The organism is Enterobacter sp. KBR-315C3_2022, from assembly GCF_041399425.1.
Lineage (GTDB): Bacteria > Pseudomonadota > Gammaproteobacteria > Enterobacterales > Enterobacteriaceae > Enterobacter.
This window is the reverse complement of record NZ_JBGKEB010000006.1, coordinates 37,706-59,468: the sequence shown is the minus strand read 5'-3', so window position 1 is coordinate 59,468 and position 21,763 is coordinate 37,706. Positions and strand designations below refer to the sequence as shown.

Genomic DNA, 21,763 nt, shown 5'->3' with positions numbered 1-21,763 from the left:
ATGACCGCGCCAGTGACGATCTGGCGCGTGTAAGTGACTATGCGGAAAATATCGGAACGTTTAATAACGAGCGATGAGGCTCCCTGACGGGAAGATGCGTAAGAATATCAGCGGCATCCAGCAGCCCCACATCAGAGTTGACCCCAAGCTTCACCATTGCATTGAATTTATGCGCCCGAATGGTCTTAACATTGCGTCCAAGCTGTACCGCTATTTCGGGGATCGAATAGCCGCATGACATATAGCGCAATATTGCTCGCTCAGTTGGGCTCAACATCCGGTTCTGGCTGACGTACCAGTGGTTAATCATGTTGTCATTTACTCGGCGCGTCTCGCTGAGTAAAGTCACCAGCCCTTCCAAAAGTTGGTCAAGCGCCACCGATTTACTGATAATACCGTGCAGCCGGGAAGGTGACAGGTGGCTGATAAGCCTCGCTTCCATCTCATCTGACGCCAGTATAATCCGCTGTATATGGCTATGCGAGAATGCAAGGTCGCGCAAATAGGCGAGGCAGTTACGTCGCTCTTCACGTGCATCAGACAGTGAATACACCACTGAGAAAAAAGGCGTGTGGAACAACGCGCTCTTAAATTCCTCAAACCGGCTAAATACATGAACCTGATAACTGTCGAGCGGGGAAAGAGCAAAAAAATGCTCTAGCCCAACAGCACTCATTGCGCAATTTTCAATGACGGCGATATGTCTTGCTGCTGTGGTTTCTTCCATTCCTCAAACTCTCCATAGGCCGACATTAAATTCAGCTCTCGCATTCCTTGTGTACTGCTAATCCAGGCGTACATATCGGCATTGCTTCGTAGGGATAACCGACGCATCGCGCTGTTTTTCTGAGCACTGATGGTTTTATTGCTCTTTTTCAGCAGGGTAGCGATTTGGTTTATGCCCCATCCTTTCCCTAGCAGACGCAATACTTTGCGTTCAGAGTGCGTAAGCGCGACAAAGCACTCTTGCTCCTCTTCTGAGGCAGAATTTTCCGGCATTAATAATGTTTGGCTGATCCGTTCCGCGCGTTCGCTGCCGGCCCGGATCGCATTTACTACGCCTTCAATGGGCTCCATATCTGAAAGCAACGTGCTTTCAGGACGCATGAGCAGCTCCACTGCGAGCGGGTAAAGTGGGCGAGAAACTAAAAATATCCAGTGAATATCTCTGTACTGATTAAGTAAAGTGTAATAATGCTCAAGCGTTCCCCGGGGATTCCGATAATCTCCCGAAATATCGGCGACAATCACCGACGCACGGCGTAATTGCAGCAGCGTCAACTCCTGTAATGAACGACAATAGGTCAATTCATATTCAGGAAAATTATGCGTCATAACGCCGCCTAGCCCGCTTTGCATAACGGGAACCTTACTGATTACAACTCCGTGTTTACCATTCAATGGCAACATAGGCCCTCCATGTCCTTGTATCGTTTATGCAATAACCTTCACACTCATCAAAGTATGATATTTTCATCCATGAGCGAAAAAAAATAGGCAAAATTAATAAATTAAAATTCGCCCAAATCAGGGCTAATATCGCACAAATAACAATTAAATTTAATTAAACTGGCATTAGAAGAATGAAAAATTAAATTTAGAATAACTTAATATATTGTTATTATATTTTTAGTTTAAGCATTCATATTACATATAAAGCGTATCTACACTGGCGCTATGCCTCATCACAGTTTGCACAATTCTTGATCTGACCCAGAGTAAAAGGCCCCACACTCTGTGCTAAAAGTAAGCAATCCGGGCCGCAAGGCTGCCAACTTTCTTATCGTCAGGGAAATACATGCTGGAAGATCGGTCGCGGCAACGCTCAGTAACGAGGCTATGCATTCAGTGCGGGCTATTTTTACTCCAGCACGGCGCAGAGAGCGCGCTGGTCGAGGAGCTGTCCACGCGCCTTGGGCTGGCGCTTGGCATGGACAGCGTGGAGAGCGCCATCTCGTCAAACGCCATTGTGCTCACCACCATCAAAGACGGGCAATGCCTGACCTCTACCCGCAAGAACCACGATCGCGGCATCAATATGCACGTGGTCACGGAAGTTCAGCACATCGTCATTCTGGCTGAACATAAGCTGCTCGACCTTCAGGGGGTTGAGAAACGTTTCAACCAAATCAAGCCGTTACGCTACCCGCGCTGGCTGGTCGTTCTCATGGTTGGCCTGTCGTGCGCCTGTTTTTGCAAGCTCAACGGCGGCGGGTGGGACGGCGCGGTGATTACGTTCTTTGCCAGCAGCATTGCGATGTATGTCCGCCAGCTTCTGACGCAAAGGCGCATGCACCCTCAAATCAACTTCTGCATTACCGCCTTCGTCGCCACAACGGTTTCCGGCCTGCTGCTGCGCGTGCCCACGTTCGTCAACACGCCCACTATCGCCATGGCCGCCAGCGTGCTGCTGCTGGTGCCGGGCTTTCCCTTGATTAATGCCGTTGCCGATATGTTCAAAGGACACATCAATACCGGCCTGGCGCGCTGGGCCATCGCCAGCCTGCTCACGCTGGCGACCTGCATCGGCGTGGTGATGGCGATGACGCTGTGGGGGCTACGCGGATGGGCGTGATGGAATTTTTACTCGCACTGGTTCAGGACATGCTGCTCGCCGCCATTCCCGCCGTCGGTTTCGCCATGGTGTTCAACGTGCCGCAGCGCGCGCTGCCCTGGTGTGCGCTACTGGGAGCCATTGGCCACGGCTCGCGCATGGTGATGATGACGGCGGGTTTTAATATTGAATGGTCAACCTTTATGGCGTCGATGCTGGTGGGAAGCATCGGCATTCAGTGGTCGCGCTGGTATCTGGCGCACCCTAAAGTCTTTACCGTCGCCGCGGTCATTCCCATGTTCCCGGGCATTTCAGCCTACACGGCGATGATTTCAGCAGTAAAAATCAGCCACTTTGGCTACAGCGAACCGCAGATGATTCTGTTGCTCAGCAACTTCCTTAAGGCGTCATCCATCGTCGGCGCGCTGTCCATTGGCCTTTCGATCCCCGGCCTGTGGCTGTATCGTAAGCGCCCTCGCGTTTGAGATTTGTGTTCTCACGCGGCCATGGTAATAATCCCTGCACTCCGTTTGGTGATGAAAAGGAAAGGATGTGGCTCCCCCTGACAGTGAACATCTCGAAATGAATGAAAGCGCCAGCCTGAAGGACAAGATTTTTCAGAGCGCCATCGTCCTCTTTGCCGAGTACGGGCTAAACGGCGCGCGCATGGAACAAATCGCCGAAAAAGCGGGCACGACCAAACGCATGGTGGTGTATCACTTCAAGAACAAAGAAAACCTGTACCTTCTGGTGCTTGAGCATGTTTACACTCAGATCCGCGCCAGCGAGACGCGGCTCAGCCTGGCCGGCATGCCGCCCGTTGAAGCGCTGGTGCATCTCGTTGAAGCCACCTTTGACTATCATGCCGACCATCCGGACTACATCCGCATCATCTGCATGGAGAACATGCAGCGCGGCCGCTTTATGAAGCAGTCCGCCTATCTGCGTCAGGTTAACCGCAGCGCGCTGGAGCTACTGGAAGATATTCTGGTTCGCGGCAAAGAGAAGCAGCTCTTCAACCACACGGTTGACGCCCGCGATCTTCACCGGCTGATCAGCAGCTTCAGCTTCCACTATGTCGCCAACAGCTACACCTTTACCCTGCTGTTTGAAGAGGGCGCAGACGAACAGGCCCAGCGGCAGCACTACCGTAAAATGGCGGTTCAGGTTGCCCTCCGCTACACCTGCCCATAAATTGCTTGCAATTAAATCGCGCACTACCTATATTCATCCCATGAACGCGAAAACGAACAATTCTGCCGAAGCGCTAATGCTGGATAACCAGCTCTGTTTTGCCCTTTACTCGGCAAACCTGGCGCTTAACAAGCTGTACCGTCGCCTGCTGGCGCCGCTCAAACTGACCTACCCGCAGTATCTGGTCATGCTGGTGCTGTGGGAGCAGGATGACGTGACGGTCTCGGACATCGGCGAACGGCTGTTCCTGGATTCCGCCACGCTGACGCCGCTGCTCAAGCGCCTGGAAAGCGCCGGGCTGATCGGCCGCCAGCGCTCCCGACAGGACGAGCGTCAGGTCGCCGTCACGCTGAGTGAAGCGGGACGTGAGCTGCAGCAGCAGGCCGCCGGTATTCCGCACGCCGTGGGCTGCGCAGCGCAGTGTGATACCGACACTCTGCTGGCGCTCAAGCAGCAGCTTGAACACCTGCGGCAACAGCTTCAGCGCGCGTAGGGCTATACTTTACGCGTCTTTATTTACCCAACTAAATCGCACGCTATTTAATAGCGAACTTTATAAAATGAGGAACCTGCCATGTCTTTAGAAAAAGTTGTCTACACCGCCAAAGCAAAAGCAACCGGTGGCCGCGACGGTCGCGCAACCTCTTCCGATGGCGTACTGGACGTTAAGCTGGGCGTGCCAAAAGAGATGGGCGGCATGGGCGGTGAGGTAACCAACCCGGAACAGCTGTTCGCTGCGGGCTACTCCGCCTGCTTCCTGGGCGCGATGAAGTTCGTTGCGGCCCGCGATAAGTTCAGCCTGCCTAAAGAGGCGTTTATCGAAGGTGAAGTGGGCATCGGGCCGCTGCCAACCGGTTTTGGCATTGAAGCCAAACTGAACATCCACGTCGAAGGCATGGATCCGGCTGAAGCAAAAAAACTGGTCGATGCGGCCCACATCGTGTGCCCTTACTCCAACGCCACGCGCGGCAACATCGACGTGACGCTGAACATTATTGCGTAATCGCGTCCGCTATCCTCTCCTTCCCGGAGAGGATATCATCCCCCTCCTTCCCTTCCCCTCTCTGTGCTACCATAAGCCCCAATCACGCCCGTAGTAACCCAGTTGAGAAAGTGTTATGTCCTCCAGAATCCTGACTTCCAGCATCGCTGGCATTGATGCCTTTCTGCGCGATCCGCGCGGTATGCTGACGCATGCCGAAAAAGGCACGCTCGCGGTATTTGCCGACAACGCCCCGGCGTTCTATGCAATCACCCCGGAACGTCTGGCGCAGCTGCTGGAAACCGAAGCGCGCCTGTCTCGTCCGGCGAGCGACGTGAGTCTGGATACGCAGTTTTTCGATGAGCCAACGGGCGGCCCGGTGGCCGTCCCCATGGGCAAGTTTCCCATGTATGCGGGCTGGCAGCCGGATGCAGACTTCCAGCGCCAGGCCGCGCTGTGGGGCATCGCCCTCTCACAGCCCGTCACCCCGGAAGAGCTGGCCGCGTTTGTCGCGTACTGGCAGGCGGAAGGGAAAGTGTTCCATCATGTACAGTGGCAGCAAAAGCTCGCGCGCAGCATTCAAATCAACCGCGCCAGCAACAATGGCCAGCCTAAGCGGGATATCAACGCTTTTTCAGAACCGGATAAACAGATCCCTAACGGATTCCGAGGTGCTAAATGAAAAATGTCGGCGACCTAATGAAACGTCTGCAGAAGATGATGCCCGCCAACGTCAAGCCCGCCTTTACCACGGGTGAAGAGCTGCTGGCCTGGCAAAAAGAACAGGGCGAAATCCGCGCGGCGGCGCTCGCCCGCGAAAACCGCGCCATGAAAATGCAGCGCACCTTCAACCGCTCGGGCATTCGCCCGCTGCACCAGAACTGCTCTTTTGATAACTACCGGGTCGAGACCAGCGGGCAGATGAACGCCCTCGCCGCCGCGCGCCAGTATGTGGACGAATTCGACGGCAACATCGCCAGCTTTATCTTCAGCGGCAAGCCCGGCACCGGGAAAAACCATCTGGCGGCGGCCATCTGCAACGAGCTCCTGCTGCGCGGAAAGTCGGTGCTGATTATCACCGTCGCCGACATCATGTCCGCGATGAAAGAGACGTTCAGCAACCGTGAAACCAGCGAGGAGCAGCTGCTCAACGATCTGAGCAACGTGGACCTGCTGGTCATCGACGAAATCGGCGTGCAGACCGAATCGCGCTATGAAAAAGTGATCATCAACCAGATTGTTGACCGCCGCTCCTCTTCCAAGCGCCCGACGGGCATGCTGACCAACCACAATATCGACGAAATGACCCGCCTGCTCGGCGAGCGCGTTATGGACCGCATGAAGCTCGGCAACAGCCTGTACGTTATCTTCGACTGGGATAGCTACCGCAGCCGCGTCACCGGCAAAGAGTATTAGGATTTTTGCTATAAATGCGCGTTGGGCCGCGGCGTTATACTGGCTCAACTTCCGGCCCACTACGGACCTCTTTTGAGTAAGCCATGATGAAAAAACAGATCCTCTTAAGCACACTCTTCAGCGCACTGCTGGCTGCTGGCACGGCGCAGGCCGCCTCCTGGCAGGATTCACTGACCAGCGCCGCGAATCAGCTGACTAAGGAAAGCGGTTCGACCCAGGGCGGACTGTCCGCATCTTCACTGACCGGCCTGCTGGGCAACAGCTCGCAAAGCCTGAGCGCGGGCACCATGAACAACGCGGCCGGGATTCTGGAATACTGCGCGAAGCAAAAGCTGGCGTCGGTAACGGACGCGCAAAACGTCAAAAATCAGGTGCTTGGCAAGCTGGGGCTGGACACGCAGGAGCAGAAGCAAGATACCAACTATATGGACGGTATTCAGGGCCTGCTCAACGCGCAAAACGGCCAGCAGCTCAATCTGAGCACCATCGGCAACTCGTCTTTGGGTAAACAGGTCAAAACCAAAGCCTGCGATCTGGTATTAAAACAGGGCGTTAACTTCATCTCCTGATCGACCCCATTTTCTGCCACAACACGCCGGGTTTATTGCGTTAGCCTTACGACCCGGCGTGAAATGAGCGTTTCCCCTCCTAAGCCCTCTCTCAGCGTCACCATACCTGGATGCGACTGCCGTCAAAGAAACGATTTTCTCAACCAAATCCTAACCACAGCACACTTTTGTGACACTAAAATTGCAGCTTAACGACATCGCGATTACATTGTATCACCCAAAAAATAAACGCTTAGCCAGCAAAGCAACTGGCGTCATGAGGATATGCTGTTGTCAGAGTTAATGTCCCTTGTCCTTTTTATGGCTTCCATCGGCATTTACGCGTGGAAAGCTGGCCGCAACACCTGGTGGTTTATCGCCACCCTGGTCGTGCTCGGCATTTTTATTGTTTTAAACATTACGCTTTATGCCAGCGATTACTTTACCGGCGACGGTATCAACGACGCCGTTCTCTATACCCTGACGAACAGCCTGACGGGCGCAGGTGTTGGTAAGTACATACTTCCTGGTCTGGGCCTGGTTGTTGCGCTTGTGGCAATTTTCGGTTCACTGGCCTGGGTGCTGCGCCGTCGTCGACACCATCCCTATCATCTCGGCTACAGCGTGCTGGCCCTGTTTCTGGCGCTGGCGTCCGTAGATGCCAGCCCGGCATTTCATCAGATTACGGAACTGGTGAAATCCCAGTCCCGCGACGGCGATCCGGATTTCGTCGCCTACTACAAAGAGCCGTCGAAAAAGATTGCCGCGCCGACGCTCAACCTGGTCTATATCTACGGCGAGAGCCTGGAGCGTACCTATTTTAATAACGACGCCTTCCCCAACCTGACGCCCGAACTTGGTGCCCTGAAAAACGAAGGCCTCGACTTTAGCCACACCGCGCAGCTGCCCGGCACCGATTACACCATCGCCGGAATGGTCGCCTCCCAGTGCGGCATCCCGCTCTTTGCGCCGTTTGAGGGGAACGCCTCCGCGTCGATGTCGAGCTTCTTCCCGCAGAATATTTGTCTGGGCGATATCCTGAAGAACTCCGGTTACGAAAACTACTTTATGCAGGGCGCGAACCTGCGCTTCGCCGGAAAAGACGTGTTCCTGAAATCCCACGGCTTTGACCATCTGTACGGTTCGGAAGAGCTAAAAGCCACGGTCGCCGATCCCACCTATCGCAACGACTGGGGCTTTTACGATGACACGGTGCTGGACGAAACCTGGAAGAAATTTGAGGAACTCTCCCGCTCCGGCAAGCGCTTCTCGCTGTTTGCCCTGACCGTGGACACGCACCATCCGGACGGCTTTGTCTCGCGCACCTGCCAGCGCAAAAGCTACGACATTAACGGTAAAAGTAATAAATCGTTCAGCGCCGTCACCTGCAGCCAGGAGCATATCGCGGCGTTAATCGAGAAAATCAAAGCCTCGCCGTACTTTAAAAATACGGTCATCGTCGTCTCTTCCGACCATCTGGCGATGAAAAACAGCGCCTGGGACGAGCTGAACAAGCTTGACCGCAGCAACCTGTTCTTCGTCCTGCGCGGCGATAAGCCTCAGCAGGATGTCATCGCCACCCGACGTAACTCGATGGATAACGGCGCCACCGTGCTGGATATTCTCGGGGGCGATAACTTCATTGGCCTGGGGCGCAGCACGCTGTCGGGGCAGTCGCTGTCGGAGGTGTTCCTCAACATGAAGGAAAAAATTCTCGCCTGGAAGCCGGACATCATCCGCCTGTGGAACTTCCCGAAAGAGATCAAGGAGTTCACGGTCGATAAGGATAAAAACATGATCGCCTTCTCCGGCAGCCACTTCCGCCTGCCGCTGCTGCTGCGCGTGTCGGACAAGCGCGTCGAACCGCTGCCGGAAAGCGAATACTCCGCGCCGCTGCGCTTCCAGCTCGCGGATTTTGCCCCGCGCGATAATTTCGTCTGGATCGACAGATGCTACAAGATGGGCCAGCTCTGGTCGCAGCCGCTGTCGCTTTCAACCGACTGGTGCGTTTCCCAGGGCCAGCTCGGAGGAGAGCAAACCGTTCAGCACGTTGATAAACCGCAGTGGAAGGGTAAAACCGCGTTTAAAGATACGGTCATCGACACCGCCCGCTACCAGCACAACGTGGATATGCTGAAAATTGTCGAGAACGACATTCGCTATAAGGCGGACAGCTTTATCTTCAACGTCGCCGGCGCGCCGGAAGAGGTGAAGCAGTTTAGCGGGATCTCACGCCCGGAATCCTGGGGACGCTGGTCCAACGCCCAGCTGGGCGACGAGGTGAAAATTGAGTATACGCAGCCTCTGCCGGAAAAATTCGATCTGGTGATTACGGCTAAGGCGTTTGGCCCCAATGCCAGCCACCCGATCCCGGTGCGCGTCGGTGATACGGAGCAAACGCTGACGCTCGGAAATGAGGTCAGCACCACTACGCTCCATTTCGACAATCCGTCCCGTAGCAACACCGTGGTGATCGTGCCGCCGGAGCCGCAGTCCACCAACGAGGGGAATATTTTGGGTCATTCTCCGCGCAGGCTAGGGATTGGCATGGTCGAAATTAAAATCGTCAACCAGACGGGCTGACGCGATCCGCTGCGCCATATGCCTGCCTCTGTAATACCGCCCGGTGGCGCTTCGCTTACCGGGCCTACAAAAACCGCACGTCATCATACCGTAGGCCGGGTAAGGCGAAGCCGCCACCCGGCAATAACCACGATCCGTAGGCCGGGTAAGGCAACGCCGCCACCCGGCACAACGCGCAGGGTTAGAACGTTTCCCAGTTATCGCCCGCGTCGGCGGTTGCCGCTTTACGCAAGATCACCGGAGAGACAACGTTTTTGGCCGCGGCCAGCTCGCGCGCCTTCATCTGCTCCTGCTGAATGCGGAACACCGCAACGGCCTGCGTCAGGCGGCTCGCCTGCTCTTCCAGCGCGGCGGCAGCGGCGGCGGATTCCTCCACCAGCGAGGCGTTTTGCTGGGTTACGCGATCCATCTCGGCCACCGCCAGACCCACCTGGTCGATACCGCGGCTCTGCTCGTCGGACGCAGAGGCAATCTCACCCATGATGTCGGTCACGCGGGTTACCGCATTCACGATTTCGCCCATCGTTTCACCGGCGCTTTCGACAAGCGTTGAGCCCAGTTCCACGCGGCCCACGGAATCCTCAATCAGGCTCTTGATCTCGCGTGCCGCCTGGGCGCTGCGCTGTGCGAGGTTACGAACCTCACCGGCCACGACCGCAAAGCCGCGGCCCTGCTCGCCCGCACGCGCCGCTTCTACCGCCGCGTTCAGCGCCAGGATGTTGGTCTGGAAGGCAATGCCGTCGATCACGCTGATAATGTCGGCAATTTTCTGCGAGCTACCGGCGATGTCGCGCATGGTTTGCACCACGTTGTCGACCACCTTACCGCCCTTCTGCGCGGTTTCCGACGCGCTCAGCGCCAGGTTGCTCGCCTGACGAGCGTTCTCGGCGTTCTGCTTCACGGTCGCGGTCAGCTGTTCCATGCTCGCAGCGGTCTCTTCCAGAGAGGCGGCCTGCTGCTCGGTGCGAGAAGAAAGATCGTTGTTGCCCATCGAGATTTCACTCGCGCCGCTGTAAATGGCGTTCGCCCCGTTACGCACGTCGCCCACGGTGCGCACCAGCTCGCCCTGCATGTGGCGCAGGGAATCGGCCAGCAGGCCCATCTCGTTGCTGCCGTCAACGTCGATGCGCTTCACCAGGTCGCCGCTGGCGATGTGGCGAATGCTGTCGATCAGGCGGTTCAGCGGCGAAATCAGCGCCTGCTTGATGCCCAGCCAGACGGCGACAATCACCACCAGCACGGCAACCAGCACGCTAATCAGCACCCAGATAGCCTGGCTGTAGGAGCTGTTGCTGTCTTCTACCGCCTTCTGGTACAGCGCGTCGTTCTGCTGCAGGTAGCTAACGTACTGTTTCTCAAAACCGTCCTGATAGCTCTGGGTCGGCTGGTCGAAGAAGGCGTTGATTTTGCCCGCGCCCAGCAGCTGGATCAGCTCGGCCAGCGCGCCGTGGTAGATATCGTAGTTGCGCTTAATCTCCAGCGCGGCGGCATCGCTCTGACGCGGGTCGCGCGGCAGGGCTTCGTAATCCGCCCAGTTTTTCTCCGCCTGCTTGAGGGACGCCGCCGCAATCTGCATCAGATCGGAAACGGTCGCGCCGCTGCCGATATTGCTCTGATCCATCATGTAGCGGATGCCCGCGCGGTTGAGGGTGTTACGGGTTTGCAGCAGCGCCACCCAGCTGCCGTTCAGCGTGGATTGCTGCTGGCGAATGGTTTGCAGGACGGTGAAGTTCTCTTTGTCATGCTTGAGTGCATTAAAGAAAAGACCACCGGATGTCAGCTGTAGCAGGCCAAAAATGGCCAAAACCAGCAATAAGCTGGTGACAATCTTGATACGATTTAACATGTTTTCTCTTTCCATCAGACAGATAACAGAATTTTCGGCCTGGCAGGAGAAAACTTTACGAAAATCGTACTAAAAGTGATGATTAATCCAACTCTTCCGGCGCTGAATTTTGCCGATTCCCCAGCGTAATAAACTCCTCAAGCAGCGCCGTTAGCTGCTGCATCTTCTCCGGCGTGAACTCCGCCTCAATGCGCTGATACGCCTCTTCCACCTGCGCCTGGGCATGCTCGTACAGCGAATTGCCCGCTTTGGTCAGCGACACGTACAGCTTACGCTGGTCGTTCACCGGCTTCAGGCGCAGCACCAGGCCGTCGCGCTCCATGCGCGTGAGGATGCCCGTCAGGCTCGGGCGCAGGATACAGGTGCGAAACGCCAGGTCGTGAAAATCCATCGACGGGTTTTCCGCCAGCACGCGCACGATGCGCCACTGCTGCTCGGTCAGGTTATGCCGCTTCACGATAGGCCGAAAGTAGGACATCGCCGCTTCCCGCGCCTGCAGCAGCGCGATGGTTAAAGAGTCATGCATAGCCACCCCAAAATTCATTAATACATAAACAATCTATAAGCGCTGGTTTTATAAACAACCTGTTTAACGCTAAAAAGTTTAACAGAAATCACACATTTTAATTAACCCACTGTTTTGTATAGATATCGAAATAGTTATGTAAATTTATTGTTATTCCTATCACAAAATTTTCACTTCTGATTGCGAATTAACCAGCAAAAGCTTAAAACCAGATCATTAACATATTAATGAAATCACAGCCCGGAGAACCGGCTGAGGAGTATGTGGATGAAAGGTACCGTTTTTGCCGTCGCGTTAAACCATCAAAGCCAGCTGGCGGCGTGGGGAGACGCGTTCACGAAGCCCCCCTATAACGCGCCGCCGAAAACGGCGGTCTGGTTTATTAAGCCCCACAACACCGTCATTCGCGCGGGCGAGCCCATTCCGTTTCCGCAGGGAGAAACGGTGCTGAGCGGTGCCACCGTCGCGCTGGTGGTCGGTAAAACGGCGAGCAAGGTGCGCGCGGAAGACGCCGCGGAGTACATCGCCGGATACGCGCTGGCGAACGAAATCAGCCTGCCGGAAGAGAGCTTCTATCGCCCGGCGATTAAGGCCAAATGCCGCGACGGATTTTGTCCGTTAGGGGAGTTGGTCGCCGTCGACAGCGTGGACAACCTGACCATCATCACCGAAATCAACGGCCGCGAGGCCGACCACTGGAACACCGCTGACCTGCACCGCAGTGCCGCCGAGCTGCTGAGCGCCCTGAGCGAGTTCGCCACCCTCAATCCGGGGGATGCGATCCTGCTCGGTACGCCGCAAAGCCGCGTTGAGATCCGCCCGGGCGATCGCGTGCGCGTGCTGGCAGAAGGCTTCCCGGCGCTGGAAAACCCGGTGGTCGATGAGCGCGAGGTATCCCCCACGCACGGCGCACACCCGCACCCGACGCTGTTTGCCCTCGGCCTGAACTACGCCGATCACGCCAGCGAGCTGGACTTCACGCCGCCGACCGAGCCGCTGGTGTTCATCAAAGCGCCGAACACCTTCAACGGCGATAACCAGACCTCGGTTCGCCCGAACCATATCGAATACATGCACTACGAGTCCGAGCTGGTGGTGGTGATCGGCAAAACCGCGCGTAACGTCAGCGAAGCCGACGCGATGGACTACGTTGCGGGCTACACGGTCTGCAACGACTACGCCATCCGCGACTATCTCGAAAACTACTACCGCCCGAACCTGCGGGTAAAAAGCCGCGACGGGCTGACGCCAATTTCCCCGAACGTGGTGCCGAAAGCGGCCATTCCCGACCCGCACAACCTCACCCTGCGCACCTTCGTTAACGGCGAGCTACGTCAGGAAGGCACCACCGCGGATCTGATCTTCAGCATCCCGTTCCTGATTGCGTATCTCAGCGCGTTTATGACCCTGCAGCCGGGCGACATGATCGCCACCGGCACGCCGAAAGGGCTCTCCGACGTGAAGCCGGGCGATGAGGTGGTGGTGGAAGTGGAAGGCGTGGGACGCCTGGTAAACCGAATTGTGAGCGAGGAGACGGCAAAATGAAAAAGATTAACCACTGGATCAACGGTAAAAACGTGGCCGGAAGCGAGTACTTCCACACCACTAACCCGGCCTCCGGCGAGGTGCTGGCGGAAGTGGCCTCCGGCGGCGAAGCGGAAATCCACCTGGCCGTTGCCGCCGCCAAAGAGGCGTTTCCGAAATGGGCCAACCTGCCGATGAAGGAGCGCGCGCGCCTGATGCGCCGCCTGGGCGATCTGATCGACCAGAACGTGCCGGAGATCGCCGCCATGGAGACCGCCGACACCGGCCTGCCGATCCACCAGACCAAAAACGTGCTGATCCCGCGCGCCTCGCACAACTTCGAGTTCTTCGCCGAAGTGTGCCAGCAGATGAACGGCAAAACCTACCCGGTCGACGACAAGATGCTGAACTACACCCTGGTGCAGCCGGTGGGCGTCTGCGCGCTGGTGTCGCCGTGGAACGTGCCGTTTATGACCGCCACCTGGAAGGTTGCGCCGTGCCTGGCGCTGGGTAATACCGCGGTGCTGAAAATGTCCGAGCTCTCGCCGCTGACCGCCGACCGCCTGGGCGAGCTGGCGCTGGAAGCGGGCATTCCGGCGGGCGTGCTGAACGTGGTGCAGGGCTACGGCGCGACGGCGGGCGACGCGTTGGTGCGCCATCACGACGTGCGGGCCGTGTCGTTTACCGGCGGCACCGCCACCGGGCGCAACATCATGAAAAACGCCGGGCTGAAGAAGTATTCCATGGAGCTGGGCGGCAAATCCCCGGTGCTGATTTTTGAAGACGCCGACATCGAGCGCGCGCTGGACGCCGCCCTGTTCACCATCTTCTCGATCAACGGCGAGCGCTGCACCGCGGGCTCGCGCATCTTCATCCAGCAGAGCATCTACCCGGAGTTCGTTAAACGCTTTGCCGAGCGCGCTAACCGCCTGCGCGTGGGCGACCCGACCGATCCGAACACCCAGGTTGGCGCGCTGATAAGCAAGCAACACTGGGAGAAAGTGTCCGGCTATATCCGCCTCGGCATCGAAGAGGGCGCAACCCTGCTGGCGGGCGGGCCGGACAAACCGACCGACCTGCCTGCGCACCTTCGCGGCGGCAACTTCCTGCGCCCGACCGTGCTGGCGGACGTCGACAACCGCATGCGCGTGGCGCAGGAGGAGATCTTCGGGCCGGTGGCCTGCCTGCTGCCGTTTAAGGACGAAGCGGAAGGGCTGCGGCTGGCGAACGACGTGGAGTACGGCCTGGCGTCCTACATCTGGACCCAGGACGTCAGCAAGGTGCTGCGCCTGGCGCGCAACATCGAAGCCGGCATGGTGTTTGTGAATACCCAGAACGTGCGCGACCTGCGCCAGCCGTTTGGCGGCGTGAAGGCCTCCGGCACCGGGCGCGAGGGTGGCGAGTACAGCTTTGACGTGTTTGCGGAGATGAAAAACGTCTGTATCTCCATGGGCGATCATCCAATACCAAAATGGGGAGTCTGATATGGGAAAGTTAGCGTTAGCAGCAAAAATTACCCACGTTCCGTCGTTGTATCTTTCCGAGCTGCCGGGCAAAAACCACGGCTGTCGCCAGGGTGCCATCGACGGGCATAAAGAGATTAGCAAGCGCTGCCGCGAGCTGGGCGTCGATACCATCATCGTGTTCGACACCCACTGGCTGGTGAACAGCGCGTACCACATCAACTGTGCGGACCACTTTGCGGGCGTCTACACCAGCAACGAGCTGCCGCACTTTATCCGCGACATGACCTACGACTACGACGGCAACCCGGAGCTGGGCCAGCTGATTGCCGACGAGGCGGTGAAGCTCGGCGTGCGCGCCAAGGCGCACAACATCCCGAGCCTGAAGCTGGAGTACGGCACGCTGGTGCCGATGCGCTATATGAATGCGGATAAGCACTTCAAAGTGGTCTCCATCTCGGCGTTCTGCACGGTTCACGACTTCGCCGACAGCCGCAGGCTGGGCGAGGCCATCGTCAGCGCCATCAAAAAATACGACGGCACCGTGGCGGTGCTCGCCAGCGGCTCGCTGTCGCACCGCTTTATCGACGACCAGCGCGCCGAGGAAGGGATGAACAGCTACACCCGCGAGTTCGACCGCCAGATGGACGAGCGCGTGGTGAAGCTCTGGCGCGAGGGCCAGTTCAAAGAGTTTTGCAGCATGCTGCCGGAGTACGCCGACTACTGCTACGGCGAGGGCAACATGCACGACACGGTGATGCTGCTGGGGATGCTCGGCTGGGACCGCTACGACGGCAAGGTGGAGTTTCTCACCGAGCTGTTTGCCAGCTCCGGCACCGGCCAGGTTAACGCCGTTTTCCCGCTGCCCGCGTAAGGAGCCACCGTGCCGCACTTTATTGCTGAATGCACCGACAATATCCGCGAGCAGGCCGACCTGCCGGGGCTGTTCGCCAGAGTGAACGAGGCGCTGGCCGCGACGGGGATTTTCCCGCTCGGCGGCATCCGCAGCCGCGCGCACTGGCTGGATACCTGGCAGATGGCCGACGGCAGGCACGATTACGCCTTCGTGCACATGACGCTGAAGATTGGTGCCGGGCGCAGCCTGGAGAGCCGTGAAGCGGTCGGGGAGATGCTGTTTGAACTGATCAAAGCGCACTTCGCCGAGCTGATGGCCGCCCGCTATCTGGCGCTGTCGTTCGAGCTCGACGAGCTGCATCCGACCCTCAACTACAAGCGGAACAACGTGCACGCGTTGTTTAAGTAATGCCGCACGGTCTGTTCCCTCTCCCTCTGGGAGAGGGTTAGGGTGAGGGGAAATCGCTGCGGCCGGTTGCCCTCACCCCGGCCCTCTCCTACGGGGAGAGGGAGAAAACATTACAACAGGAAACCGCCATGCTCGACAAACACACCCACAGCCTGATCGCCCACCGCCTGCACCGGGCGGAACAGTCCCGGGAGCAGATCCGCGCGATCTCGCTGGAGTACCCGGAGATCACCCTCGAGGACGCCTACGCCGTTCAGCGCGAGTGGGTCGGCCTGAAAATTGCCGAAGGCCGCACGCTGAAGGGCCACAAGATCGGCCTGACCTCAAAAGCGATGCAGGCCAGCTCGCAGATAAGCGAGCCGGACTACGGCGCGCTGCTCGACGACATGTTCTTCCAGGACGGCGGCGATATCCCGACCGACCGCTTTATCGTTCCGCGCATCGAGGTGGAGCTGGCCTTCGTGCTGGCAAAACCGCTGCGCGGCCCGAACTGCACGATCTTCGACGTCTATAACGCCACGGACTACGTCATCCCCGCGCTGGAGCTGATCGACGCCCGCTGCCACAACGTGGACCCGGAAACCCAGCGCCCGCGCAAGGTTTTCGACACCATCTCCGATAACGCCGCCAACGCGGGCGTGATCCTCGGCGGCCGCCCGATTAAGCCCGACGCGCTGGATCTGCGCTGGATCTCCGCCCTGCTCTACCGCAACGGCGTGATCGAGGAGACCGGCGTCGCGGCGGGCGTGCTCAACCACCCGGCCAACGGCGTGGCGTGGCTGGCGAACAAGCTGGCGCCGTACGACGTGCAGCTTGAGCCGGGGCAAATCATCCTTGGCGGCTCCTTCACCCGCCCGGTGCCCGCCAGCAGGGGCGACACCTTCCACGTGGATTACGGCCCGATGGGCTCCATCAGCTGCCGCTTTGTCTAGGAGACGACCATGCAAAACGCATTTAAAGACGCGCTCAGGGCCGGAAGGCCGCAGATCGGCCTCTGGCTGGGGCTAACCAGCAGCTACAGCGCGGAGCTGCTGGCCGGAGCGGGCTTCGACTGGCTGCTGATCGACGGGGAGCACGCGCCGAACAGCGTGCAGACGGTATTAACCCAGCTTCAGGCGATTGCGCCCTATCCCAGCCAGCCGGTGGTGCGCCCGTCGTGGAACGATCCGGTGCAGATCAAGCAGCTGCTGGACGTGGGCGCGCAGACCCTGCTGGTGCCGATGGTGCAAAACGCCGATGAAGCGCGGCTGGCGGTACGCTCGACACGTTACCCGCCCGCGGGCATTCGCGGCGTGGGCAGCGCGCTGGCCCGGGCGTCGCGCTGGAACCGCGTTCCGGACTACCTGCACAAGGCCAACGACTCCATGTGCGTGCTGGTGCAGATCGAAACCCTAAGAGCGCTGAAAAACCTGCCGCAGATCCTCGACGTGGACGGCGTCGACGGCGTGTTTATCGGCCCGGCGGATCTCAGCGCCGACATGGGCTTTGCCGGCAATCCGCAGCACCCGGAGGTGCAGGCCGCCATTGAACAAGCCATCGCGCAGATCCTCCGCGCGGGCAAAGCGCCGGGGATCCTGATGGCGAACGAACCGCTGGCAAAACGCTATTTAGAACTCGGCGCGCTGTTTGTCGCCGTCGGCGTCGACACCACCCTGCTGGCCCGCAGCGCCGAGGCGCTCGCCGAACGATTTGGCGCGCACGTCAGCGCGGTGAAATCCAGCGTCTATTAACCGCAGCAAGCCTCACCCTACAAAAATTCCCATCAGAGGAAACTACAATGAGCGACACATCATCAGCACTGCCGGATCGGCACGATCCCGCGAACCAGCACAAGCAGCTGACGGCGCGACAGCAGTCGGTTATCAACAAACTGTTCCGCCGCCTGATCGTGTTTTTGTTCGTGCTGTTTATTTTTTCGTTTCTGGACAGGATCAACATCGGCTTTGCCGGGCTGACGATGGGCCAGGATCTCGGGCTTAACGCCACCATGTTCGGCCTTGCCACCACGCTGTTCTATGCCACCTATGTGATTTTCGGCATTCCGAGCAACGTGATGCTGAGCATCGTCGGCGCGCGCCGCTGGATTGCCACCATCATGGTGCTGTGGGGCATCGCCTCCACCGCCACCATGTTCGCGACCGGGCCCAACAGCCTGTACGTGCTGCGAATGCTGGTCGGGATCACCGAAGCCGGTTTTCTGCCCGGCATCCTGCTCTACTTAACCTACTGGTTCCCGGCCTTTTTCCGCGCCCGCGCCAACGCCCTGTTTATGATCGCCATGCCGGTGACGACCGCGCTCGGCTCGATCGTTTCCGGCTATATTCTCTCGCTGGACGGCATGCTGAACCTGCACGGCTGGCAGTGGCTGTTCCTGCTGGAAGGGTTCCCGTCTGTGCTGCTGGGCATCATGGTCTGGTTCTATCTCGACGACAAACCCGCCAGCGCGAAGTGGCTGACGGAGGAGGATAAGCAGTGCCTGCACGAGATGATGGAGAACGACCGGCTAACGCTGGTGCAGCCGGAAGGCGCGCTGAGCCACCGCGCCCTGCAGCAGCGCAGCCTGTGGCGCGAGGTGTTCACGCCGATTGTGCTGATGTACACCCTCGCCTACTTCTGCCTGACCAACACCCTTAGCGCGATCAGCATCTGGACGCCGCAGATCCTGAAAAGCTTCAACGAAGGCAGCAGCAATATCACCATCGGCCTGCTGGCTGCCGTTCCGCAGGTGTGTACGATTCTGGGCATGATCTACTGGAGCCGCCATTCCGACAGGCACCAGGAGCGCAAGCACCACACCGCGCTGCCGTTTCTGTTTGCCGCAGCGGGCTGGCTGCTTGCCTCCGCGACCGATCACAGCCTGATCCAGCTGCTCGGGATCGTAATGGCCTCGACCGGCTCCTTCAGCGCGATGGCGATCTTCTGGACCACGCCGGATCAGTCCATCAGCCTGCGGGCGCGGGCGATCGGCATTGCCACGATCAACGCCACCGGGAACATTGGCTCGGCGCTCAGCCCGTTTATGATCGGCTGGCTGAAAGACGTGACCGGCAGCTTTAACAGCGGCCTGTGGTTTGTCGCCGCGCTGCTGGTGATAGGCGCGGTGATTATCTGGATTATCCCGATGAATGCCTCGCGTCCTCGCGCCACGCCGTAAGGAGCCGCCATGTGCCAAAGCCCGATTGCCAATATCGACATCAGCAAAGAGTACGACGAAAGCCTGGGCACGGACGATGTGCATTATCAGTCGTTCGCCCGCATGGCGGCCTTTTTTGGCCGCGATATGCAGGCGCACCGTCACGACCAGTATTTTCAGATGCACTTTCTCGATACCGGGCAGATTGAGCTTCAGCTCGACGATCACCGCTACTCGGTGCAGGCGCCGCTGTTCGTCCTGACGCCGCCGTCGGTGCCACACGCGTTTATCACCGAGTCCGACAGCGACGGGCACGTGCTGACGGTGCGCGAGGATCTGATCTGGCCGCTGCTGGAGGTGCTCTACCCCGGCACGCGGGAAACCTTCGGCCTGCCGGGGATTTGTCTGTCGCTGGCGGATAAGCCGGACGAGCTGGCGGCGCTGAAGTACTACTGGCAGCTGATCGCCCGCGAATCGATCGGGCAGCTGCCCGGCCGGGAGCACACGCTGGTCCTGCTGGCGCAGGCGGTCTTTACCCTTCTGCTGCGCAACGCGAAGCTCGACGATCACGCCGCGAGCGGCATGCGCGGCGAGCTAAAGCTGTTCCAGCGCTTTACCCAGCTGATTGACGTGCATTACCACCAGCACTGGACGGTGCCGGACTACGCCTGCGAGCTGCACCTGACCGAATCCCGCCTGACGGATATCTGCCGCCGCTTCGCCAACCGCCCCCCGAAGCGGCTGATTTTCGACAGGCAGCTGCGCGAGGCCAGGCGGCTGCTGCTTTTCTCCGACAGCGCGGTCAGCGATATCGCCTGGCAGCTAGGCTTCAAGGACCCAGCCTATTTCGCCCGCTTTTTTAACCGGCTGGAGGGCTGCTCGCCGAGCGCGTATCGGGCGCAGAAAGTACCGGTGTCGTAATTCCCCTCACCCTAACCCTCTCCCCAAAGGGGAGAGGGAACGATGACACCCTCGCCCCTTTGGGGAGAGGGCCGGGGTGAGGGGACAACGATCACAAAACTAAACCTCCCCCGAAAAGTACCCGCCGTTGTCCCAAACGTCCCTTCACGTTCCGCCCCGCACAGGCTTCAATTGAACAACAAATACAAAACATAAATTTAACAAACACACTTCCGATAACGAGGTCCCTATGAAGCCTGAAGATTTCCGCGCTGACGCCAAGCGCCCGCTTACCGGCGAAGAGTATTTAAAAAGCCTGCAGGACGGCCGCGAGATTTATATCTACGGCGAACGCGTGAAGGACGTCACCACCCATCCGGCGTTTCGCAACGCGGCGGCGTCCGTCGCGCAGATGTACGACGCGCTGCACAAGCCGGAGATGCAGGACACCCTCTGCTGGGGCACCGACACCGGCAGCGGCGGCTACACCCACAAGTTCTTCCGCGTGGCGAAAAGCGCCGACGACCTGCGCCAGCAGCGCGACGCCATCGCCGAATGGTCGCGCCTGAGCTACGGCTGGATGGGCCGCACGCCGGACTACAAAGCCGCGTTTGGCTGCGCGCTCGGCGCGAACCCGGCGTTTTACGGCCAGTTCGAGCAAAACGCCCGTAACTGGTACACCCGCATTCAGGAAACCGGCCTGTACTTCAACCACGCGATCGTCAACCCGCCGATCGACCGCCATAAGCCCGCGGACGAGGTGAAAGACGTTTACATCAAGCTGGAGAAAGAGACCGACGCCGGGATTATCGTCAGCGGCGCGAAAGTGGTGGCGACCAACTCGGCGCTGACCCACTACAACATGATCGGCTTCGGCTCCGCGCAGGTGATGGGCGAAAACCCGGACTTCGCGCTGATGTTCGTCGCGCCGATGGACGCCGAGGGCGTGAAGCTGATCTCCCGCGCCTCCTACGAGATGATGGCCGGTGCGACCGGCTCGCCGTACGACTACCCGCTCTCCAGCCGCTTCGACGAGAACGACGCGATTCTGGTGATGGATCATGTGCTGATCCCGTGGGAAAACGTGCTGATCTACCGCGATTTCGACCGCTGCCGCCGCTGGACGATGGAGGGCGGCTTTGCCCGCATGTATCCGCTGCAGGCCTGCGTGCGCCTGGCGGTGAAGCTCGACTTCATCACCGCCCTGCTGAAAAAATCGCTGGAATGTACCGGTACCCTGGAGTTCCGCGGCGTGCAGGCGGATCTCGGCGAGGTGGTGGCCTGGCGCAACATGTTCTGGGCGCTGAGCGATTCCATGTGCTCCGAAGCCACGCCGTGGGTCAACGGCGCGTACCTGCCGGACCACGCGGCGCTGCAAACCTACCGCGTGATGGCGCCGATGGCCTACGCCAAGATCAAGAACATCATCGAGCGAAACGTCACCTCCGGGCTGATCTACCTGCCGTCCAGCGCCCGCGATCTCAACAACCCGCAGATTGACCAGTACCTGGCGAAATACGTGCGCGGCTCCAACGGCATGGATCACGTCGAGCGCATCAAGATCCTCAAGCTTATGTGGGACGCCATCGGCAGCGAGTTCGGCGGCCGCCACGAGCTGTACGAAATCAACTACTCCGGCAGCCAGGACGAAATTCGCCTCCAGTGCCTGCGCCAGGCGCAAAGCTCCGGCAACATGGACAAGATGATGGCGATGGTCGACCGCTGCATGTCCGAGTACGACCAGCACGGCTGGACCGTGCCGCACCTGCACAATAACTCTGATATCAACATGCTGGACAAGCTGCTGAAATAGCGCAGCGGGAGATAATC

22 protein-coding genes are annotated in these 21,763 nt (G+C 58.8%); 18 read left to right on the top strand and 4 right to left on the bottom strand.

Features of this window, described 5'->3' with window-relative positions; all coding sequences use genetic code 11:
• Window positions 1-37: 37 nt before the first annotated feature.
• Both bglJ and AB8804_RS08430 read right to left on the bottom strand, forming a co-directional pair.
• The gene (gene bglJ / locus AB8804_RS08435; RefSeq protein WP_371185208.1) at window positions 38-676 is read right to left on the bottom strand and encodes a DNA-binding transcriptional activator BglJ; all 639 of its coding nucleotides are present in this window, start codon (window positions 674-676) and stop codon (window positions 38-40) included.
• Complete coding sequence (locus AB8804_RS08430; protein WP_371184991.1) at window positions 673-1,410, bottom strand: LuxR C-terminal-related transcriptional regulator; 738 nt, start codon at window positions 1,408-1,410, stop codon at window positions 673-675. Before AB8804_RS08430 ends, bglJ begins: the two co-directional genes overlap by 4 nt.
• A gap of 388 nt (window positions 1,411-1,798) precedes the next feature.
• On the opposite strand from AB8804_RS08430, the gene AB8804_RS08425 reads away from it, so the two are divergent.
• The 9 genes from AB8804_RS08425 (at window position 1,799) to opgB (ending at window position 9,277) form a co-directional block, all read left to right on the top strand.
• A complete protein-coding gene (locus tag AB8804_RS08425) occupies window positions 1,799-2,575 on the top strand; it encodes a threonine/serine exporter ThrE family protein (RefSeq protein ID WP_371184990.1) in 777 nt (258 codons plus the stop codon).
• On the top strand, window positions 2,566-3,039 hold the full coding sequence (locus AB8804_RS08420) for a threonine/serine exporter (protein WP_371185206.1): 474 nt from the start codon (window positions 2,566-2,568) through the stop codon (window positions 3,037-3,039). The genes AB8804_RS08425 and AB8804_RS08420 overlap by 10 nt, the downstream gene beginning before the upstream one ends.
• Before the next feature lie 67 nt (window positions 3,040-3,106).
• On the top strand, window positions 3,107-3,748 hold the full coding sequence (locus AB8804_RS08415; protein ID WP_371184989.1) for a TetR family transcriptional regulator: 642 nt from the start codon (window positions 3,107-3,109) through the stop codon (window positions 3,746-3,748).
• Window positions 3,749-3,788: 40 nt separating this feature from the next.
• Window positions 3,789-4,241 (top strand): MarR family winged helix-turn-helix transcriptional regulator, encoded by a 453-nt coding sequence (locus AB8804_RS08410; RefSeq protein ID WP_371184988.1) that lies wholly within the window; start codon window positions 3,789-3,791, stop codon window positions 4,239-4,241.
• A gap of 81 nt (window positions 4,242-4,322) precedes the next feature.
• Window positions 4,323-4,751, top strand: coding sequence for an organic hydroperoxide resistance protein (locus AB8804_RS08405; RefSeq protein WP_335245012.1), 429 nt, complete (start codon window positions 4,323-4,325; stop codon window positions 4,749-4,751).
• Between the two features lie 115 nt (window positions 4,752-4,866).
• Window positions 4,867-5,412: a primosomal protein DnaT gene (dnaT, locus tag AB8804_RS08400; RefSeq protein ID WP_371184987.1), complete on the top strand. Its 546-nt coding sequence runs from the start codon at window positions 4,867-4,869 to the stop codon at window positions 5,410-5,412.
• A complete protein-coding gene (gene dnaC / locus AB8804_RS08395) occupies window positions 5,409-6,146 on the top strand; it encodes a DNA replication protein DnaC (protein ID WP_371184986.1) in 738 nt (245 codons plus the stop codon). Before dnaT ends, dnaC begins: the two co-directional genes overlap by 4 nt.
• Before the next feature lie 86 nt (window positions 6,147-6,232).
• The gene (locus AB8804_RS08390) at window positions 6,233-6,715 is read left to right on the top strand and encodes a DUF2501 domain-containing protein (protein ID WP_371185204.1); all 483 of its coding nucleotides are present in this window, start codon (window positions 6,233-6,235) and stop codon (window positions 6,713-6,715) included.
• Window positions 6,716-6,985: 270 nt separating this feature from the next.
• Window positions 6,986-9,277 carry a phosphatidylglycerol--membrane-oligosaccharide glycerophosphotransferase gene (gene opgB / locus AB8804_RS08385; protein WP_371184985.1) on the top strand — a complete coding sequence of 764 codons (2,292 nt, stop codon included), beginning with the start codon at window positions 6,986-6,988 and terminating at the stop codon, window positions 9,275-9,277.
• A gap of 181 nt (window positions 9,278-9,458) precedes the next feature.
• On the opposite strand, the gene tsr is transcribed toward opgB, so the two are convergent.
• Complete coding sequence (gene tsr, locus AB8804_RS08380) at window positions 9,459-11,123, bottom strand: methyl-accepting chemotaxis protein (protein WP_371184984.1); 1,665 nt, start codon at window positions 11,121-11,123, stop codon at window positions 9,459-9,461.
• 82 nt (window positions 11,124-11,205) lie between these two features.
• Window positions 11,206-11,649, bottom strand: coding sequence for a homoprotocatechuate degradation operon regulator HpaR (hpaR, locus tag AB8804_RS08375; protein WP_371184983.1), 444 nt, complete (start codon window positions 11,647-11,649; stop codon window positions 11,206-11,208).
• Between the two features lie 267 nt (window positions 11,650-11,916).
• Between hpaR and hpaG the strand changes: the two genes are divergently transcribed.
• The 9 genes from hpaG to hpaB all read left to right on the top strand — a co-directional run bounded on the left by hpaG (window position 11,917) and on the right by hpaB (window position 21,746).
• On the top strand, window positions 11,917-13,194 hold the full coding sequence (gene hpaG, locus AB8804_RS08370) for a 4-hydroxyphenylacetate degradation bifunctional isomerase/decarboxylase (RefSeq protein WP_371184982.1): 1,278 nt from the start codon (window positions 11,917-11,919) through the stop codon (window positions 13,192-13,194).
• The gene (gene hpaE / locus AB8804_RS08365; protein WP_371184981.1) at window positions 13,191-14,657 is read left to right on the top strand and encodes a 5-carboxymethyl-2-hydroxymuconate semialdehyde dehydrogenase; all 1,467 of its coding nucleotides are present in this window, start codon (window positions 13,191-13,193) and stop codon (window positions 14,655-14,657) included. The genes hpaG and hpaE overlap by 4 nt, the downstream gene beginning before the upstream one ends.
• A gap of 1 nt (window position 14,658) precedes the next feature.
• A complete protein-coding gene (gene hpaD / locus AB8804_RS08360) occupies window positions 14,659-15,510 on the top strand; it encodes a 3,4-dihydroxyphenylacetate 2,3-dioxygenase (RefSeq protein ID WP_371184980.1) in 852 nt (283 codons plus the stop codon).
• A 9-nt stretch (window positions 15,511-15,519) separates the two neighbouring features.
• Window positions 15,520-15,900 (top strand): 5-carboxymethyl-2-hydroxymuconate Delta-isomerase, encoded by a 381-nt coding sequence (locus AB8804_RS08355; protein ID WP_371184979.1) that lies wholly within the window; start codon window positions 15,520-15,522, stop codon window positions 15,898-15,900.
• A gap of 128 nt (window positions 15,901-16,028) precedes the next feature.
• Window positions 16,029-16,832, top strand: a complete 804-nt coding sequence (hpaH, locus tag AB8804_RS08350) for a 2-oxo-hept-4-ene-1,7-dioate hydratase (protein ID WP_371184978.1) — start codon at window positions 16,029-16,031, stop codon at window positions 16,830-16,832.
• A 9-nt stretch (window positions 16,833-16,841) separates the two neighbouring features.
• A complete protein-coding gene (gene hpaI, locus AB8804_RS08345) occupies window positions 16,842-17,630 on the top strand; it encodes a 4-hydroxy-2-oxoheptanedioate aldolase (RefSeq protein WP_371184977.1) in 789 nt (262 codons plus the stop codon).
• A gap of 47 nt (window positions 17,631-17,677) precedes the next feature.
• Entirely contained in the window at window positions 17,678-19,054 is a 1,377-nt protein-coding gene (hpaX, locus tag AB8804_RS08340; protein WP_371184976.1) for a 4-hydroxyphenylacetate permease, read from the top strand.
• A 9-nt stretch (window positions 19,055-19,063) separates the two neighbouring features.
• Window positions 19,064-19,954: a 4-hydroxyphenylacetate catabolism regulatory protein HpaA gene (hpaA, locus tag AB8804_RS08335; RefSeq protein ID WP_371184975.1), complete on the top strand. Its 891-nt coding sequence runs from the start codon at window positions 19,064-19,066 to the stop codon at window positions 19,952-19,954.
• Window positions 19,955-20,183: 229 nt separating this feature from the next.
• Entirely contained in the window at window positions 20,184-21,746 is a 1,563-nt protein-coding gene (hpaB, locus tag AB8804_RS08330) for a 4-hydroxyphenylacetate 3-monooxygenase, oxygenase component (protein ID WP_371184974.1), read from the top strand.
• The last annotated feature ends 17 nt before the right edge of the window (window positions 21,747-21,763 follow it).

Excerpts from the sequence above, each read along its gene's own strand:
- bglJ (WP_371185208.1), bottom strand. The coding sequence starts at position 676 with ATGAGTGCTGTTGGGCTAGAGCATTTTTTTGCTCTTTCCCCGCTCGAC.
- AB8804_RS08430 (WP_371184991.1), bottom strand. The coding sequence starts at position 1,410 with ATGTTGCCATTGAATGGTAAACACGGAGTTGTAATCAGTAAGGTTCCC.
- AB8804_RS08425 (WP_371184990.1), top strand. The coding sequence starts at position 1,799 with ATGCTGGAAGATCGGTCGCGGCAACGCTCAGTAACGAGGCTATGCATT.
- AB8804_RS08420 (WP_371185206.1), top strand. The coding sequence starts at position 2,566 with ATGGGCGTGATGGAATTTTTACTCGCACTGGTTCAGGACATGCTGCTC.
- AB8804_RS08410 (WP_371184988.1), top strand. The coding sequence starts at position 3,789 with ATGAACGCGAAAACGAACAATTCTGCCGAAGCGCTAATGCTGGATAAC.
- AB8804_RS08405 (WP_335245012.1), top strand. The coding sequence starts at position 4,323 with ATGTCTTTAGAAAAAGTTGTCTACACCGCCAAAGCAAAAGCAACCGGT.
- dnaT (WP_371184987.1), top strand. The coding sequence starts at position 4,867 with ATGTCCTCCAGAATCCTGACTTCCAGCATCGCTGGCATTGATGCCTTT.
- dnaC (WP_371184986.1), top strand. The coding sequence starts at position 5,409 with ATGAAAAATGTCGGCGACCTAATGAAACGTCTGCAGAAGATGATGCCC.
- AB8804_RS08390 (WP_371185204.1), top strand. The coding sequence starts at position 6,233 with ATGAAAAAACAGATCCTCTTAAGCACACTCTTCAGCGCACTGCTGGCT.
- tsr (WP_371184984.1), bottom strand. The coding sequence starts at position 11,123 with ATGTTAAATCGTATCAAGATTGTCACCAGCTTATTGCTGGTTTTGGCC.
- hpaR (WP_371184983.1), bottom strand. The coding sequence starts at position 11,649 with ATGCATGACTCTTTAACCATCGCGCTGCTGCAGGCGCGGGAAGCGGCG.
- hpaG (WP_371184982.1), top strand. The coding sequence starts at position 11,917 with ATGAAAGGTACCGTTTTTGCCGTCGCGTTAAACCATCAAAGCCAGCTG.
- hpaE (WP_371184981.1), top strand. The coding sequence starts at position 13,191 with ATGAAAAAGATTAACCACTGGATCAACGGTAAAAACGTGGCCGGAAGC.
- hpaD (WP_371184980.1), top strand. The coding sequence starts at position 14,659 with ATGGGAAAGTTAGCGTTAGCAGCAAAAATTACCCACGTTCCGTCGTTG.
- hpaH (WP_371184978.1), top strand. The coding sequence starts at position 16,029 with ATGCTCGACAAACACACCCACAGCCTGATCGCCCACCGCCTGCACCGG.
- hpaI (WP_371184977.1), top strand. The coding sequence starts at position 16,842 with ATGCAAAACGCATTTAAAGACGCGCTCAGGGCCGGAAGGCCGCAGATC.
- hpaX (WP_371184976.1), top strand. The coding sequence starts at position 17,678 with ATGAGCGACACATCATCAGCACTGCCGGATCGGCACGATCCCGCGAAC.
- hpaA (WP_371184975.1), top strand. The coding sequence starts at position 19,064 with ATGTGCCAAAGCCCGATTGCCAATATCGACATCAGCAAAGAGTACGAC.
- hpaB (WP_371184974.1), top strand. The coding sequence starts at position 20,184 with ATGAAGCCTGAAGATTTCCGCGCTGACGCCAAGCGCCCGCTTACCGGC.